This window comes from Neobacillus camarae (genome assembly GCF_054950115.1).
In genome coordinates, this window is record NZ_JBUCKX010000003.1 from 231367 (window position 1) to 247188 (window position 15822).

The window sequence follows — 15822 nt, forward strand, 5'->3', positions numbered from 1 at the left end:
TGAATTCAAGATAATAGTAATGACTTAAGCAAATTGCCAAACGCTGTGACTAAGGCTGCCATATCGAAAACTACGATGAAGTAAAGTTGCTTTTTGACTGTCATCTGCTGCACCCATTGCATAAAAAATGGGAATAAAATGCTCTTTTCCATATGGAGGTACCGCAACTGATGCATGAGGTGCAAGAGAATCATAGCGAAATAAGGACTGTAAATCCCAGTTTTCAAGTTTTTCTGCCAACCACCCATCAAATTCTAGTGCCCATGAATCGTCCTTTCCATTGTCAGACCAATTTAAAGCTCTTAGATTATGAACGGTTCCCCCGCTGGCGATGAATAAAATATCCTTTTCCCTTAACTCCGAAATAGATTTTCCAATTTTATATTGCTCATCAGGTGTAAGAGTTGGATTCACTGACATGGAAATAACCGGAATATCCGCATTCGGGTAAAGCATTCTTAGTACAACCCATGCCCCGTGATCAAGACCACGAGTTGTATCATTTGCAAATGAAATACCATTATTCACAAAAAGTGTCTCTATATCTGCCGCAAGATCCTTATTTCCGCGGGCAGGATACTGGATCGTGTATAATGATGGGTCAAATCCACCGAAATCATAGATAGTACTGTATTGTTCGACACTGCTTACTTGTTGAACCTTGGACTCCCAATGGGCCGAAAACAAAACAATCGCTTTTGGCCGAGGCAGGTTTTGACCTAATTGATTTAAAAATTGCGTGTACTCGTTGTTTTCAATCGCAAGCAATGGTGCACCATGTGCGATAAATAATGATGGCATCATTTTATCTTTCCCTCCCTGTTTTTATCTTTGTATATCCTTTAAAATCCAAGCTCGAAAATCCTGAAGGTTTTTTTCGGATACGGTATGTCCTTCCGGATAAGATTGAAAAGTGACAGGAACCCCTAGCTTAGTAAAGTAATTGTCATTTTCCTCTCCCCATTCATATGGGAGAACCTGATCATATTCCCCGTGTGATATAAACACTGATAAATACTTACCCGGGTTGATCTTGTACTCTTCCTTTACAAATTGAGGAATATAACCACTGAGCGCAACTACACCCTTTATTTTGTTTCCAAGGGTGAGTGCTAAGGTCATGGAAACAATGGCTCCTTGGCTAAAGCCCAACAAGTATATTTGCTCTGGGTCGATTTCATATTTGATTGATGCATTATCAATAAAGTTTGCCAATCTTTTGATCCCATCATCGAATACTTCTCGATGCGGTTTTCCATAGCCTTGTATCGTAAAGTAGGCATATCCCGTTCCTTGGGTTAAATGTCCCCTAATACTAAAAATAAAGAAAATATCCTCTAAACCATTTACGATTGAAAGCATATTTTGTTCATTACTGCCTATACCGTGCATCACAAATAACGCAGGATACTTTTGACCAGGAATTGCGTTTTTAGGACGGCGAAGTTCATAAATCATTTCAGTTTCCATTTGCAAATCCTCCTTGTATAATACCGAAATAAATAACAAAAGATAACAGTATGCTGTTTTGATGTTTCCTTATATGAAACTTTGTTCTTTTATAAAATACCAAATATAATTGTAGCTTGTCAATGATTTTATTGCTAATATGAAACTAAGTTCACTAATAGAAAACATCATTGAGGTGAGAAACATGGATATTGGTTCTAAAATACGTTCGATTAGAAAAAGAAAAAAATTAACTATTGCACAAATGTGCGAGGAAACCGGTCTTTCAAAGGGATTCATCAGCAATATTGAAAACAACAACACGTCTCCATCCATCAGTACCTTACAAACCATCGCAGCTGTTTTAAAAGTTCCTTTACCTTATCTTCTTTTAGAAAAAGATGAACACATGACGGTAAAGCGTAAAAATGAACGAGAAGTATCAACATTTAAAGAGTCCAATTTAAAAGTAGAGCATATAGCATCAAGAGGAGGTTTAAGCGTTAGATTGGTGGAATTCCCCCCTGGGGCTTCCACTGGTGAAAAAAATGCGCATGAAGGGGAAGAATGCCACGTGGTTATTAAGGGAAAAATTCTTGCAGAACAAGGAGAAGACTCCTATATCTTGGAAGAGGGAGATTCGTTCAGCTGGTGTGCAAGTGTCCCTCACTATGTGAAAAACATTGGAGATGACATTGCCAAAGTTTTAATTGCTGTCTTTACCGAAGGATCAGAATAGTAATGAGTCAAAAGCTAGGATTTGGTTATGATCCTAGCTTTTTTATATAGGTTCAAGGCATGCTTTTATTAAGTTTCGAAAAAATATGGAAAATTTCTAATACATCAATTGTTTCCCTAAAGAAACTCTTTTTCATGTCTATTACTTAGTTTGAATCATGACAAAAGGTTTCTCTAGACCCACTTGATATTCTTGTATCATAATGATTAAGGATAGTAATTGGGGGTCTAAAAATGGAGGAACAAGCGTATTTGGACTTAAAACGTGGAGAACGGGGAGCAATCATTAGTATTATTGCATATATTTGCTTGTCCACTCTAAAACTAATTATCGGATATATCTCAAACTCCGAAGCCTTAAAAGCAGATGGTTTAAACAATGCCACTGATATCATAGCATCCATTGCTGTATTAATAGGATTAAAATTATCTCAGCGGCCTGCAGATGACGACCATCCGTACGGACACTGGAAAGCCGAAACCATTGCCTCTATGTTTGCTTCCTTTATTATGTTGGCTGTGGGAATAAAAGTGACCTATGAAGCCATAACCAGCATGTTTAATGGAATAACTAAATCTCCTGATATCATTTCCGCCTGGACAGGTCTCTTTTGTGCATTAGTCATGTATTTTATTTACCGATATAATAAAAAATTGGCCAAGGAAATCAATAGTCAAGCCGTTATGGCAGCTGCAAAGGATAATCTATCGGATTCATGGGTAAGTGTAGGAACATTCATTGGAATTATTGGCACTCAGTTCGGTTTTCCTTGGCTCGATCCTTTAACTGCTGTCGTCGTTGGTTTGCTAATCTGCAAAACAGGCTGGGAGATTTTCAGAGATGCTTCCTATAATTTGGCGGATGGCTTTGATGAAAAAACAATAGAAGTATATAGAGAGTCCATTATTAAATGCTATGGTGTAAAAGGCGTAAAGGATATAAAAGCGAGAAACTATGGAAATAACGTTGTCGTAGACATCGTTATTATCGTTAACTCTAATTTGGATATTCGAGAAGCCCATGATATTTCGACCCGGGTGGAGCAAAAATTAATAGATGATCATAACGTTTACGATGTTCATGTCCATGTGGAACCAAATTAACATTAAAACAACAAACATAGCGGGTACAACAAAAAGGAGGCTTTCCCTGAGGTCTCCTTTTTGTTGTATTTGGCAAAGCTCCAAGCTCTAATAATAGTCTCTTCATACAAATGATTTATTTTTTGTTTTGTTCTAAAATCGCAAACTCATAGCCGTTAAATATCAACTCATTGTCAACCAGTTCATTCCCCCGGTAGGATGAGTACCCTGCAGGTATTGTCAGCTTCCGTTCTTGGGTACTGAAGTTCATGACAAAAAGATATTTTTTATCTTGACTTTCTCTTTCCCGGATCATCACATCCGGACAATGCTCAGTATCTACGATTTTTCGTATGTTCTTCCGATTTACTAGTTCCTGATAGAAATCAACTAAGAACTCTCCATCACTATGAAACGCGACGTAATAGGCATGTCCTTCCCCATAAGCATGTTCTGTTAATGCGGGCTGTCCCTGATAAAAGTCACTTCCATATTCCGCCAGTACCTTTGCTTGAGTGGCCTTGATTAAATCACAGTAATCAATGGCACGGTACTGTTTTCCATTCCAATTCACGACGTTATATTCGTCATCACAAAGGGCATCCACCTCTTCTGACTCAATCCCAAAGACATCCTGAAGACTTGCAGGAGGGTTCTCTAAATAAACCATATCATTTTCATTCACAAGCCCACTATAGTATGTCATCACGACTGTTCCGCCATTTTTAACAAACTCTCTTATTTTACTTGCGGTCTGTTCTTTAAATAAGTAAAGTACTGGAGCGATGACCACTTTGTAGGAAGAGAAATCCCATTCCTGACTGATGATATCCATGGATACATAGTTTTTCATCAGTGCTTCATAATGTTGAAGGGCGATCTCATCAAAATTCTTATTTTGGTTTTTAAGGCTCTTTTGTTCTAATAAGGCCATCCGGCTATCATAATCAAAAATAAGAGCCACATCACTTTTCGTTACTGTATTTTTTAATTGCCCTGACTGTTTTAAAAATGTGCCCACATCGCATACATCTCGGAACACTCTCGTTTCCGCACTGCCATTATGACTGACAACAGCACCATGGAATTTTTCATAAGCCCCGCGGCTTTTCCGCCATTGAAAATACTGCACGCTGTCTGAACCGCACGCCACCGCCTGAACTACTGACAACATATGCATCCGAGGCCGTTTTAATTTGCAAACCTCAGAAGCATTCACCGTACTAGGGGTGCTTTCCATCAGCAAAAATGGCTGTTTTTTCAAACTTCTGCAAAACTCAAATTGAAAAGCAGCCGTGATCGCTTCACTCCATTCCGTCGATTTGTCCTTCCCGCGATGCCATTTAGGGTAACTATCCCATGAAGCGACATCGATGATTTCGTGTAACTTGTGATAGTCAATTCCACAATTTAAATGAAACATATTGGTCGTGACCGGTAAATCGGGATTATAACTTTTGACGGCTTCGATCTCTTGTTTTAAAAAATCGATGCTTAGGTCCGAATAAAACCGCTTGTAATCCAAAGCTAACGCATGTACAGCGGTTTCCCCATGTGGCGCCGGAGATTCGATTTCATCCCAATCCGAATAAGTGTGGCTCCAAAAATGACTCCAATATTGCTCATTCAATGTTTCAATTGACTGGTATTTTTGCTGTAACCATAACCTGAAATTTTGTTGACACAGTTCACAATGGCATTCCCCATACATTTCATTGGAAATATGCCACATTATCAGCCCCGGATGATGGGCATACCGATTGGCTAATTCTTGATCAATTTCTTTGACTTTGCGACGGAAGGTTGGATGGCTATTGCACTGGTTTTCTCTTTCCCCATACAAGTGGCGTACCCGCTCTCTTCTTGTCCGCATGATATCTGGATATTTTTTCACCAGCCATGGAGGTTTTCCCCCGCTCGGTGTCGATAAAATGGTATAAATCCCATTTTCATAAAGCCGATTCATGATATCATCCAGCCATTGAAAGGTATATACTCCTTCTTTGGGTTCGAGACTGGACCAAGAAAACACGCCTAATGTGACCACATTGACGTTTGCTAGTTTCATTAGACGGATATCTTCCTTCAGTATGTCTGGGCGGTCAAGCCACTGCTCTGGATTGTAATCCCCTCCGTGTAGAAGATTTTTAATTTTAGAATATCCCACTCGGATCCGCTCCCTCTTAAATTATTATTATATTTAAATCATACGGTTGACGAAAACCGCTTTCAATCTAATAATATTAAGTATCATATAAGGATATTAAGGTACAGTGATGAATAATAGAACGATACCTATACTTACAGAATCGGATAAAAAGCTGCCCTATTATTGTTTAGGTGCCGGCTATGATTGGGAGCAAGAACATGTGAATTGCCCGAATGGCTACTTTTATCAGTTCATTTACAGCGTGAAAGGCGAAGGAGAATTGCGGACAAATGGAAAAACGTATCGTATAGGAGAAGGGACTGCGATGCTGCTTCTTAAAGGGGTCGGTCATGAGTATTTTGCCAGAAGTTCAGCATGGATTACCCATTGGGTGGTTTTCGATGGCCATCAAGTGGAACATTTTTTAAAACATACCGTTGGAATGGAGACCTCCTGTGCCGTCCATGTCACCCAGCCCCATGTGTTTGTATCCAACATCCGTGCCATAATGGAAATGGAAAAATCGGATGTACCGTTAAAGAGCATCAAAAACTCTAGTCTAACGTACTCCCTGCTCTTGGATATTCTCCAATACACGTCCAGGAATCCTAATAGCAGTGTGGCAAGCCAACATTCCAGATTGGCCCCATTGTTTGCCTTTATCGAACAGAACTATCATAAGCCGCTGGTTTTGGACGAACTGGCGGATGTCGTTGGCATTACGCCGCAACATTTATGTACCATTTTCAAAAGAACCACGGACAGTAGAATCTTCCAATATATTCATTCGGTAAGAATTCAAAAAAGCAAGGAACTCTTATTGCAAGATTCTCAAATGCCTATTAAAGAAATCGCTCAGTTGGTTGGTTTTGAACATGTGAACTATTATTGTTCTGTCTTTAAGAAACTAGAACACATCAGTCCAACGGAATACAGGAAAATGTATACAGTTTGAGCATGCAAAAAGGCGAACAGTGACTGTCACCTGTTCGCCGGTTTTATCTCCACTTACATCAATATATTCAAATTCAAGGGCCTAAGCGGTTCATAAACCCTTCATTCATTAACCAAAGAATAAATCCAGGACATTGGATGCTGTTGAAGTTTGTTTATTATAGAACTCTGAATAACCACATTTTTTGCAATACACGACAACAAACGTATTATGCTGAAGATCAAAGATTTTGGATATTCCGGTTCCGGTCATGGCCACTTCCTTTGTTCCTGCATCCCTGCTGCCACATTTGACACAACCCTTTTCCGACATACTCTTTCTCCTCCCCCATTAGAGATTTATGTACTTTATACGTAGACTGCTTGAAAAGGTTTCATGGGAACGATACTAACGACTCCGTTGAACCATATCTGCCTATTTGACTATCGAACTTAATTAAAGATAAGCTCCTTCTTAGCTAAAAAAGCATATCATGATAGAAAAAAGCAGGTGAAACCAAATGTTCCCTTCTTATGGCTTTATGCAGTTGCCCCCTCCCTATTATGGATTGTTTATGGGACACGGGTATCCATTGTCATGGTATCATCATCATTCCCATCACCACCATCTTCCTCAGCCCGTTCACCATTTTCTGCCGCATAATCAACTTTTTGCCGTGCCCTTACAGGCGCCGGTCAGATGGTAGGACAATCCTACAAAACTAATGGAGATTTCTACAATGTAAAGAGTTATCAACAAAATTTAGGAAACATCTCCATAGGTCTTTAGCTCAGCACATGTCATTGTTGCCTATTAAAGGACTATTCGCCTATAATTCTCGTATGATTAATGATATTTCCGACAAATCATTGATAGTAAAGTCTGCTTCAACATTCTCCCGATGCAGGTCCTTTTTCCATATTCCTTTCATTCCTACCTTTTGAGCAGCTTTCACATCATTCTCCGGATGGTCCCCAACAAATATGGCTTGTTCAGGCAGTACTTTCAGTTTTTCAAGGGCTCTTTTAAATATTTGGGGATCTGGTTTTTTTATTTCTTCCCATTCAGATACCAAAATGATATCAAGGTGCGATTCAATCCCTAAAGCAATTATATTATCCATTTGAAATTGCCCGTACCCATTTGTAATGATACCTAAAAGGATATTGAGTCTTTTTAGGTCCTTTAACATTTCTAATAAATGAGGAAAAGGTATACAGTGATTCTTAAACTCTCTAATATAATCCTGAAGCAATTCTTCTGGAGTAATCCCAGCAATTTGAAATTCCTGTGTTAATAGTTGATAAACCTTATCCTTCCAAACATAGCCTCGGTTATCGAGTTCAATAAATCTTGAGATATAACTATCTTTTGGGATATGTCCTACCCATTTATTTAGCCGATCATATTGGCTGCTAATGAATCTTCTCACCGATTCATCTCTATTTAACAACGTTCCATCTAAATCAAATAAGACAGCCTTAATCATTTCCGCTATTCTTCCGCCCTTCCTTTTTCATCACAGCATATATCTCATTATCCGTCGGGTAATTCCGTTCATTTGTCAGGAGCATAATTCTTTGATCTTCTTCCGTATAAAACAGTTCTCTTTGCCAATTAAAAAATCTGGGCCCGTCACCGATCACACGGATATAACTCATGAGATTTTTTAATACATAAGCGGTAAACTTACAGTTACTAAAACAATCATTTTCATAAAAGCCGTCCCAAATGCCGTATTCGCTATTCCGCATTTCCGTATTGGCTGCCAAAAACTTTTCGGATGCGAGACCTGCCTTGAAAAAGGCATCCATGAAGTTTTTCCCGGCAAAAGCCTCATATGCCTTACAAAATTCCAATACTCCCTGTAGGCAATACAAATGGATCTTTGTCTGCAAAAAGATGGTGGAATCGAACAATAATTTTTGCTTACCGGCCAATGTATTACTTACGCGACTGCACTTATCGTATAAATCTGTAAACTTCTCCGGCCCGGTCAGGCAAGTATTTTTGAAATATTGAATCTGCCTGTCAAACGAATCATTTCCCGCTGCCCAGATAAATTGAGGCGCATGGTTTTTGTGGTCTTTCATCCATTGACTGGCTAAAATTCTGACTCCGTAATTATAAAACTGTTCACCCGCATGGTCATCTTCATTCTCTCCGTATTCCACTGTACATTGGGCATATTCCGAAAAACATTCGGCAACACCTTCCGCCCCTTCGAAATACTCTGCTGCAAATTGGAGCGCATGCTCATTTTTCTCGATATCGCTGCCTTCCCAAATCTTTCTAACTGCGTCCAAATAAAATACATGGGGGCGTATATTGGAGCAATTGACAATCAAAAAGTCCCTTACGCCTTTGGAAAACGCATGGTGCAGTTCATCATTCACCATATCCACTGAATTTGGAAGCATGGTCATATGGTTCGCCGCCTGTAAATCATAAAACGATACATGATAATAGATTCCATGATGTCCTTCGCTGTCTGGCAGAGCCGATACCCGTAAATTGGTGTTTCCCTGTCTTCTGGAAACCATTTTACCATAGCCGTTATCCGCCCAGATTTTTATGATTTCCGGATTTAGGTGAATATGGCCGTCATTATACAACTCCATAATCTCACCATATAAATTAGTACAGCACACTGGATCCTTTACATGTTTTTTTACCATTTCATACTGAATATTGATGAGGTCGCTAATGAGCCCCCCTCTTTTTTGTGGCGTGTCATATTCGGGGTCGTCGGACCAGAAAGGGTAATCTCCTTGGCCGCGAAACCCTAAATTATAGATGGTGTGATGCTCTTTTTGTTCCAAAATCCCCTTTTCCCATAAGTCATGGAACAGGTCAGGGTATTTCTTGAAAGACGGTTCTAATTTGGGGTATGCCCTTGTAAACATTTCTGCCCCTAAAGGTTCCGCATGATGGTGGGTGATCCAAAGTCCTGTATCCGCTGCCTTTTGTCGGTATTTTCTTGAATTACGGTCGGTCCCTGGAATCACCATGTTTCCCCCGCACCGGAGGAGCGATTCAAACGCCATGTCCCAAAGTACATCCGATTGATTTTTTTCACTCATATAATCAATCAAAACTTCATCATTAATAAACCAGCCTCTATATTTGACAGCTTTTTTGGGTGATAGGTAAGTCTTTAATGGGATTTCTACTCTATCCATCGGATCCATTTCCTGGTCCATCCAAAACCAAAACGGCTTTATTTTCAAAAATTCACGGCTGATAAAAAGTAAGGCAAAGACAAAGCCCAAATCATCAGATGCTTTTATTTCCACAACCTTTGGGGATAATACATTAATTTGATATTCTTCTTGATTTAGATTACTGTCAGTTATCAGGTTGATACGATTTTCTATTGGTTCCTCATGAGCCATTCTTTTTTCGATATCACAATTTAAGATTCTAATGGCGTTATGTATTGGCTGCGAATCTATCTCTGATATTATTTTTGTTCCCCTATGTAAAAGAAACCCACTATTCATTCCGTTTAACCACCCTTATCCCATTTTAATCCTCTATTTTTAATTCGATTCAGTTACTTGTACATCCTGCTTTTGAAAAAGAATTTGGCGAACAGTGTCAGGCACCGTTCGCCAATGAATGAAAAGTTAGTGTGTTATTTGGAGATTAGCCTACAAGCTAATTTACTAGTTATTCTACAAAACAACGAGGTATTCTACAAAATTTCAAGTTATTCTTCAAAACCAAAGGGGAATTCTACACAATCTCGAGTTATTCGACAAAAGATGGATTAAATTCCCACAAGCAGAAAAAATAGTGTCTATTCACTGTTCGCTCGCTAAGGCCTGTGCTTTCGTTACATGAACTGTACCAGGTGGGTGTTGTGGAGGAGCATATATGGAATAGAGTTTTAACGGAGTATATCCTGTATTGGTAACATTATGCCAAGTGCCGGCAGGAATCATGATGGCAAAATCATCATGTACTCTTTGAACAAAGTCTAAATGATCTTTACTTTTGCCCATTTGCACAATCCCCTGACCTTGTTCCACCCGTAAGAACTGGTCAACGTTAGGGTGAATTTCCAAACCGATGTCTTCACCGACATTAATACTCATCAATGTCACCTGCAAATGCTTCCCGGTCCATAAAGCGGTACGATAGGTAGTGTTGCGCTTGGAAGCGTCATTAATATTCACAACAAATGGTTTCCGGCCGTAATCTTTTACCGGGATTCTTGCGTTCTGATTCAAATTCCAATAATCAGGATGATTTACATAATGGTTATATATTGGGACATTCGTGCTATAAGTAGTAGGTTGATATGGGTAAGGATACATCCAGGGGGTGTGGTACATTTCATTCAATCCCTTCACAGATTTATACAAATTATCGTATGCTCTATTTATGGGAATGTACCTATGGACGGAGCAAACTAAGCGTGTCCTTTTTCATTTGCAAGCGAGTCAGAATAAAGGAAGTTTTACTGTCAACACTAATGTAAAGACACCAGCGATAAAAATAGATGCTTTTATTTTAAAATTTTCTAAAAATAAACATGCCTATTATCATCGGAATAATCATTAAGGAACCTACTGTTAAAGTTGGAATGGGCAGCCTTGAAGCAAAAATGGCACCAAATTCCCCTAAGAATCCGCCAATAATAAAAGGAATAGCCGAAGTTGTTTTATTTACCTCTTTTTTTGCATAATACCAAGCATCCCAGACTGTAAATACATAGAAACCCGGATAGAATAACATTCCATCATAAACAACGGTTTCTAATGCCTGCTGATGAAGACCATTTAAATCAAGTTGTATGGCCTTGTTAATTTTTCCAAATATATTGTCAAAATGTTCAATGATAAGAAAGATTACACCTTTTATGAATTGCCTATTATAAAACTGCCCCACACCAGGCATTAACAATGAAAATAATGCGGCTATAATCCTCATTCATCATCTACCTCTTCCAATCATTTGAGGTTATTTTCTCCTTAAGGAGCCCCCCTATACCACCTTTGAACTCACTAGTCACTTCTCGATAGAGATTTTATGTACATATTTAATGTATTTGTAAAACAGTACAGTGAAGGTTTGGACTATTAAATAAACGGTGAATGAATAGGATATCAACCATCCTTTATAAGTAAAAACATTAAAATACTTGGCTATCCATTCAAATCCTGTACCTCCGAATGAACAAATAACAATATATACGGCTATCCAAAGCCCCTTAATATTTAATCTTTCAAAAAAATAGACAAATAAATAACCGAATGGCGCATATAAAGCGTAAGAGAATAAATCAAATAGTTCAAATTTCGGTCCATCCATTACATCATATAAATCTGATTGAGGTATTGACAACAAGTGATCCGAAAATCTTGCCACTGTTGCGGAATAGACCATCATTAATATTGTGATACTTAATGGGTACCGTTTGGGCAGAAACCAAACGATGGTACAAGAAATCACTAACCATAAAATAATAAACCATTCATTCTGGTCAAAATTTTGTGGAAGTGTCATTTAGATTCTATCCCCTCTTTCCTTAAAACCATTTGGAAACACTTTTGAAAGAAATAGGCAACCAATAAAATTCCCAAATATGAAGCAAGTGCTTTCCAATAATCCCAATTTATAAAAATAAATACCTTCCATTTGACAAAAAGCACTTCAAAACCATAAAAAATCCCCAATAAAATGATTGTCAGCATCACCTTTGAAAATAGAGATTTTAAAGTATACAGAAAATTAAAATACGCAACGTATAGTAAAGGAACCATTACGGATTATTTCATATATGAATAGAATGATGAATAAATGACAATCTTTCGCCACTTTCCAAAGGTTAAAATTGACACCTAATACCCCAAAATAACTTGTAATTAGGATTCCTAAAACAAAATAATTAAAGATGTTTATCAACACGTGGAGGCTTTTTTTGGTGACGAAGAATGAAATTAAAAAAATGATTGCTAAACTTAGTATGAAAAGGAGTTTCAGTACCATCAGCTCGCTATATTTTAAGATTTTGTCCTTTATTAGGTTTAAGGAAAAGAGGGTTTTTATTCCTCCACTTCAGCAAAATTTGATTTTGTACTTTTTCTTTTTTATACAGCCTAAAAACTGGAAGTCTTTAACCCCTTTACAATTCACTTCGCTTGTATTAGTATAGTAAAGCATTTTAAATCATACTAACCCAATAGGTTATAGAGGTGAACGAATTTGTCTCAAACAGTAGTAAGCACTACTAAACCGTTGAATTATAAATCCCAATCAACCACTGTTGTAACAAAGCTTAGCCCAATGCAAAAGGGATTGGTTGCAGTCGGGATTATTATATCTCTAATTTTATTATTTGCTATCGCCCAATCTTCCAATTGGATACAAGGCAGCCTATTCATTATCGGTTTATTTTTAGGAGCCACATTGCTTTACGCCCGCTTCGGATTTACTTCAGCTTTTCGAAGACTGGTTTCCGTGGGAAATGTCCAGGGACTCCAAGCGCATATGCTGATGTTTGCTGTCTCAACGACGCTTTTTGCTATTATCCTAAGCACTGGCTTTAGCTTTACCGGTATTGTACCAAAGGGTTATGTTTCTCCAGTTGGTATTAGCGTTATTTTGGGAGCTTTTCTTTTTGGAATCGGAATGCAGCTTGGAAATGGATGTGCATCTGGGACCTTATATAATTTAGGTGGAGGCTCATCTTCCATGATCTTGACTCTGATTGCCTTTATTGCGGGTTCCACTCTTGGAGCTTATCACCTGCCATTTTGGAACAATACTCCTGCCCTCCCGCCCATTTCATTTGCAGAAACAACTGGTCTGGGTTATTTTGGCGCTTGGCTTCTTCAAATGGTGGTATTTGTCGCTATCTACTTGATTACCATTCAGATGGCGAAAAAGAAAAAACCTCCAATGATGAAACCACTTCCGACAACAACTGGTTGGAAAAAGGTTTTACGAGGTTCATGGCCATTATTTACGGCTGCGGTTGTTTTAGCCGTGCTAAATGCTTTAGTCCTTACGGTTCGTGGAAATCCATGGGGAATCACTTCTGCCTTTGCTCTATGGGGTGGAAAATTCCTAAATGGAGTAGGTATAGATGTTTCCAGCTGGGGTTATTTTGCCGGGCCAAACGGACAGGCACTTAAAGACACCGTCCTGGCCGATTCCACCAGTTTGTTGAACTTCGGAATCATCTTGGGAGCCTTTATTGCAGCTTCCTTCCAAGGTACTTTTAAGCCTAAAAAAATAAAACCAGGTGTAGCCGGTGCGGCTATTCTTGGAGGCTTATTAATGGGATACGGTTCCCGCCTTGCATTCGGATGTAACATCGGAGCTTATTTTGGCGGCATTTCTTCTTTTAGCCTTCACGGATGGGTTTGGGCTATTATGGCTATGCTTGGAACATTCGTTGCCATGTATAGCCGGCCATTATTTGGGTTAAAGGTTCCATCATCAAAAGACACATTCTGTTAATGAAATTGAGCCTGCAGAATTACTTTTTCTGCAGGCTTTTTCATAAAATTTTTCCCTGCTGGTTTTCCTCTAAGTAGTAACTGATCACATTCATCTTTCTACCTGCCAACTATATATTACCCTATCACTTTTATAAACTCGGAATTTTTATTTTCACACTTTATTGAGATAGCCATTCATATTGAATATCATCTAAATTTTCTTCATTTTCATGTCCTCTATCAATGATTTTAAATCCATTCTTTACATAGAATCGTTGTGCGTTTTCATTTACTTCGAATGTATATAAAGTTAATCTCCCACTTGATTGTTCTTTTGCCTTGTCAAGCAAGGTTTTGCCTATACCGATTCCTTGATAATCAATATGAAAATAAAGTTGGCTGATCTCCCTTTCATTATAGGCAATCATCCCAACAACTTTGTCGTCCATTAACGCTAAATTAATTTGGTATTGATTGGGCAATATATGATTTAGAAAATGAAGATGACTTTCAAAGCTATGAATTTCTTTCTGCCCAATAGCCCGTTCCTTACTATCCCGCCACATTTCCACTGTCTGTTCAGCATACATAGGATTATATTGAGTTATTGTGAATTCCTCTTGCATCACTGCAAATAGCTCCTTAAGACTTGTTTTTGAAGGGCTGTTGAATTGAGAGACACCCTAAGTTTTCGGCCATTTACCCCTTTACCGTCAGGTGTTACAATATCGGATGAAAAAAATGCGGTCGAGGAGCTTTCCCATAGGCCGTTCGGCTGCTGGTACAACTGCCAGCGCGGGAAGGGTCCGAGCGGAGTATGAGGATCATTATAATCAAGAATTTCTTTAAAGCCTGTTGCCGCCTCCAATATGAGAACGGATGTTTCTTTATCATCCGTAAGCGACTTGGCGATTACTGCACCGGCAGGGCCTGTCCCAATAACGATGTAGTCGAAGATTCGTTTGTTTCGTCTTACTCCCATCCATCTCCTTTCTATTCATTTATCTCAAGATACGTATTATCATATGTAAATGATAAATAAAAACAAAGAGTTTAAAATAGTTAAAGAAGTGAAAAAGAAGAAGCTGAGATTATTTTTGATTTTTTATTTGAACAAAATGGGGCTAATTCACTTATTCATCACTTGGTTTTGTTACATCAACTGTTACACTCACGTCCCAAGAAATGATGGTTGTACTATCTCTTACGTTATTTTCTTTGATGGTTTGAAGCAGGCGCATGATTCCATCGTTTATCTGATGTTGTTTCAATACATTGTAAATTTCCTTTGGGTTTGAGAAGGGTTCATTAGGGCATTCAACTAATCCATCAGTTGTCAAAAATATACGATTTATTCCTTTTCTTAGTTCTCTTATTCCACTACTATAGCAAGGAACCACTTGGTCAAACGTGTTGACTTGTCCAACCCATTCATAAAATTGTCTTTGGTTTATTTGATACTGGCCAAGATTGGCAAGTTCCAAATGAAATAGGTAGGAAATACAATCGCCTATTGAAAACCACCAAACATATTTATCTTTTCTTAGGATAATTAAACATGATGTTTCACCATTAACTTTTCGACAATCGGAAATAAATTTTTCATCTTGGAACAAGTTTAGTATTGTTCCTTCAAGGCTCATGAAAGTTTGCTCATAGGGAAGTATTAATAGATTTTGTATCTCAGTCTTTCTCTTAGAGAATTGCTCTAATACTAATTCAGCACTTTCGGAGGAATTATGTGCATCTAGAATAACGACAAACTCCCAATTTGCTTTTTCATCTGCCCATATCAAACAACCATCTTCATTTTTGTACTGTCCTGCAACAGAATTTCCACCAAAACGACCAATTGATACGTGGTTCATAAAATAAATATTTATTTTGTCTACGAAGTTCATTTGGCTCCCAATCCACACGAATTCACTAATGGTATGTTCCTCCATTGGTACTCCCCCTGTCTCGTTAATATCGGTAATCTGAACGTACTTTTTTCTATTATATTAGAACAAATA

The 15822-nt window shown here is 38.3% G+C and carries 15 protein-coding genes and 1 pseudogene; 4 read left to right on the forward strand and 12 right to left on the reverse strand.

The window, feature by feature from the left end:
* Positions 1-24: 24 nt before the first annotated feature.
* On the reverse strand, positions 25-804 hold the full coding sequence (locus ACY8D0_RS16265; RefSeq protein WP_462411575.1) for a DODA-type extradiol aromatic ring-opening family dioxygenase: 780 nt from the start codon (positions 802-804) through the stop codon (positions 25-27).
* Between the two features lie 21 nt (positions 805-825).
* On the reverse strand, positions 826-1470 hold the full coding sequence (locus ACY8D0_RS16270; protein ID WP_462411576.1) for an alpha/beta hydrolase: 645 nt from the start codon (positions 1468-1470) through the stop codon (positions 826-828).
* Between the two features lie 184 nt (positions 1471-1654).
* Here ACY8D0_RS16270 and ACY8D0_RS16275 point away from each other — a divergent pair, with 184 nt between their 5' ends.
* Positions 1655-2188, forward strand: coding sequence for a helix-turn-helix domain-containing protein (locus tag ACY8D0_RS16275; RefSeq protein WP_462411577.1), 534 nt, complete (start codon positions 1655-1657; stop codon positions 2186-2188).
* Positions 2189-2421: 233 nt separating this feature from the next.
* Positions 2422-3291, forward strand: a complete 870-nt coding sequence (locus ACY8D0_RS16280) for a cation diffusion facilitator family transporter (protein ID WP_462411578.1) — start codon at positions 2422-2424, stop codon at positions 3289-3291.
* A 115-nt stretch (positions 3292-3406) separates the two neighbouring features.
* Here the strand turns inward: ACY8D0_RS16280 and ACY8D0_RS16285 are convergent, their stop codons facing one another.
* Positions 3407-5437: a beta-galactosidase gene (locus ACY8D0_RS16285; RefSeq protein WP_462411579.1), complete on the reverse strand. Its 2031-nt coding sequence runs from the start codon at positions 5435-5437 to the stop codon at positions 3407-3409.
* A 109-nt stretch (positions 5438-5546) separates the two neighbouring features.
* On the opposite strand from ACY8D0_RS16285, the gene ACY8D0_RS16290 reads away from it, so the two are divergent.
* Entirely contained in the window at positions 5547-6374 is an 828-nt protein-coding gene (locus ACY8D0_RS16290) for an AraC family transcriptional regulator (protein WP_462412479.1), read from the forward strand.
* Between the two features lie 108 nt (positions 6375-6482).
* Here ACY8D0_RS16290 and ACY8D0_RS16295 read toward each other — a convergent pair whose 3' ends face one another.
* The 6 genes from ACY8D0_RS16295 to ACY8D0_RS16320 form a co-directional block, all read right to left on the reverse strand.
* A complete protein-coding gene (locus tag ACY8D0_RS16295; RefSeq protein WP_462411580.1) occupies positions 6483-6686 on the reverse strand; it encodes a zinc ribbon domain-containing protein in 204 nt (67 codons plus the stop codon).
* 496 nt (positions 6687-7182) lie between these two features.
* Positions 7183-7842 (reverse strand): HAD family hydrolase, encoded by a 660-nt coding sequence (locus tag ACY8D0_RS16300; protein ID WP_462411581.1) that lies wholly within the window; start codon positions 7840-7842, stop codon positions 7183-7185.
* Positions 7835-9856, reverse strand: coding sequence for a glycosyl hydrolase 115 family protein (locus ACY8D0_RS16305; protein ID WP_462411582.1), 2022 nt, complete (start codon positions 9854-9856; stop codon positions 7835-7837). The genes ACY8D0_RS16300 and ACY8D0_RS16305 overlap by 8 nt, the downstream gene beginning before the upstream one ends.
* 303 nt (positions 9857-10159) lie before the next feature.
* Positions 10160-10693, reverse strand: coding sequence for a cupin domain-containing protein (locus tag ACY8D0_RS16310; protein ID WP_462411583.1), 534 nt, complete (start codon positions 10691-10693; stop codon positions 10160-10162).
* Positions 10694-10871: 178 nt separating this feature from the next.
* On the reverse strand, positions 10872-11291 hold the full coding sequence (locus tag ACY8D0_RS16315) for a hypothetical protein (RefSeq protein ID WP_462411584.1): 420 nt from the start codon (positions 11289-11291) through the stop codon (positions 10872-10874).
* 78 nt (positions 11292-11369) lie between these two features.
* Positions 11370-11867, reverse strand: a complete 498-nt coding sequence (locus ACY8D0_RS16320; RefSeq protein WP_462411585.1) for a hypothetical protein — start codon at positions 11865-11867, stop codon at positions 11370-11372.
* Positions 11868-12647: 780 nt separating this feature from the next.
* On the opposite strand from ACY8D0_RS16320, the gene ACY8D0_RS16325 reads away from it, so the two are divergent.
* Complete coding sequence (locus tag ACY8D0_RS16325; protein ID WP_462412480.1) at positions 12648-13826, forward strand: YeeE/YedE family protein; 1179 nt, start codon at positions 12648-12650, stop codon at positions 13824-13826.
* Between the two features lie 160 nt (positions 13827-13986).
* Here the strand turns inward: ACY8D0_RS16325 and ACY8D0_RS16330 are convergent, their stop codons facing one another.
* The 3 genes and pseudogenes from ACY8D0_RS16330 to ACY8D0_RS16340 form a co-directional block, all read right to left on the reverse strand.
* Entirely contained in the window at positions 13987-14433 is a 447-nt protein-coding gene (locus ACY8D0_RS16330; RefSeq protein ID WP_462412481.1) for a GNAT family N-acetyltransferase, read from the reverse strand.
* A 29-nt stretch (positions 14434-14462) separates the two neighbouring features.
* Positions 14463-14789: pseudogene (locus tag ACY8D0_RS16335) on the reverse strand (hypothetical protein); the annotation flags it as partial.
* A 151-nt stretch (positions 14790-14940) separates the two neighbouring features.
* Positions 14941-15753, reverse strand: a complete 813-nt coding sequence (locus tag ACY8D0_RS16340; RefSeq protein ID WP_462411586.1) for a PP2C family serine/threonine-protein phosphatase — start codon at positions 15751-15753, stop codon at positions 14941-14943.
* Positions 15754-15822: the final 69 nt, after the last annotated feature.

Excerpts from the sequence above, each read along its gene's own strand:
- ACY8D0_RS16295 (WP_462411580.1), bottom strand. The coding sequence starts at position 6,686 with ATGTCGGAAAAGGGTTGTGTCAAATGTGGCAGCAGGGATGCAGGAACA.
- ACY8D0_RS16275 (WP_462411577.1), top strand. The coding sequence starts at position 1,655 with ATGGATATTGGTTCTAAAATACGTTCGATTAGAAAAAGAAAAAAATTA.
- ACY8D0_RS16340 (WP_462411586.1), bottom strand. The coding sequence starts at position 15,753 with ATGGAGGAACATACCATTAGTGAATTCGTGTGGATTGGGAGCCAAATG.
- ACY8D0_RS16320 (WP_462411585.1), bottom strand. The coding sequence starts at position 11,867 with ATGACACTTCCACAAAATTTTGACCAGAATGAATGGTTTATTATTTTA.
- ACY8D0_RS16300 (WP_462411581.1), bottom strand. The coding sequence starts at position 7,842 with ATGATTAAGGCTGTCTTATTTGATTTAGATGGAACGTTGTTAAATAGA.
- ACY8D0_RS16330 (WP_462412481.1), bottom strand. The coding sequence starts at position 14,433 with ATGCAAGAGGAATTCACAATAACTCAATATAATCCTATGTATGCTGAA.
- ACY8D0_RS16310 (WP_462411583.1), bottom strand. The coding sequence starts at position 10,693 with ATGTACCACACCCCCTGGATGTATCCTTACCCATATCAACCTACTACT.
- ACY8D0_RS16270 (WP_462411576.1), bottom strand. The coding sequence starts at position 1,470 with ATGGAAACTGAAATGATTTATGAACTTCGCCGTCCTAAAAACGCAATT.
- ACY8D0_RS16265 (WP_462411575.1), bottom strand. The coding sequence starts at position 804 with ATGATGCCATCATTATTTATCGCACATGGTGCACCATTGCTTGCGATT.
- ACY8D0_RS16280 (WP_462411578.1), top strand. The coding sequence starts at position 2,422 with ATGGAGGAACAAGCGTATTTGGACTTAAAACGTGGAGAACGGGGAGCA.
- ACY8D0_RS16305 (WP_462411582.1), bottom strand. The coding sequence starts at position 9,856 with ATGAATAGTGGGTTTCTTTTACATAGGGGAACAAAAATAATATCAGAG.
- ACY8D0_RS16315 (WP_462411584.1), bottom strand. The coding sequence starts at position 11,291 with ATGAGGATTATAGCCGCATTATTTTCATTGTTAATGCCTGGTGTGGGG.
- ACY8D0_RS16325 (WP_462412480.1), top strand. The coding sequence starts at position 12,648 with ATGCAAAAGGGATTGGTTGCAGTCGGGATTATTATATCTCTAATTTTA.
- ACY8D0_RS16290 (WP_462412479.1), top strand. The coding sequence starts at position 5,547 with ATGAATAATAGAACGATACCTATACTTACAGAATCGGATAAAAAGCTG.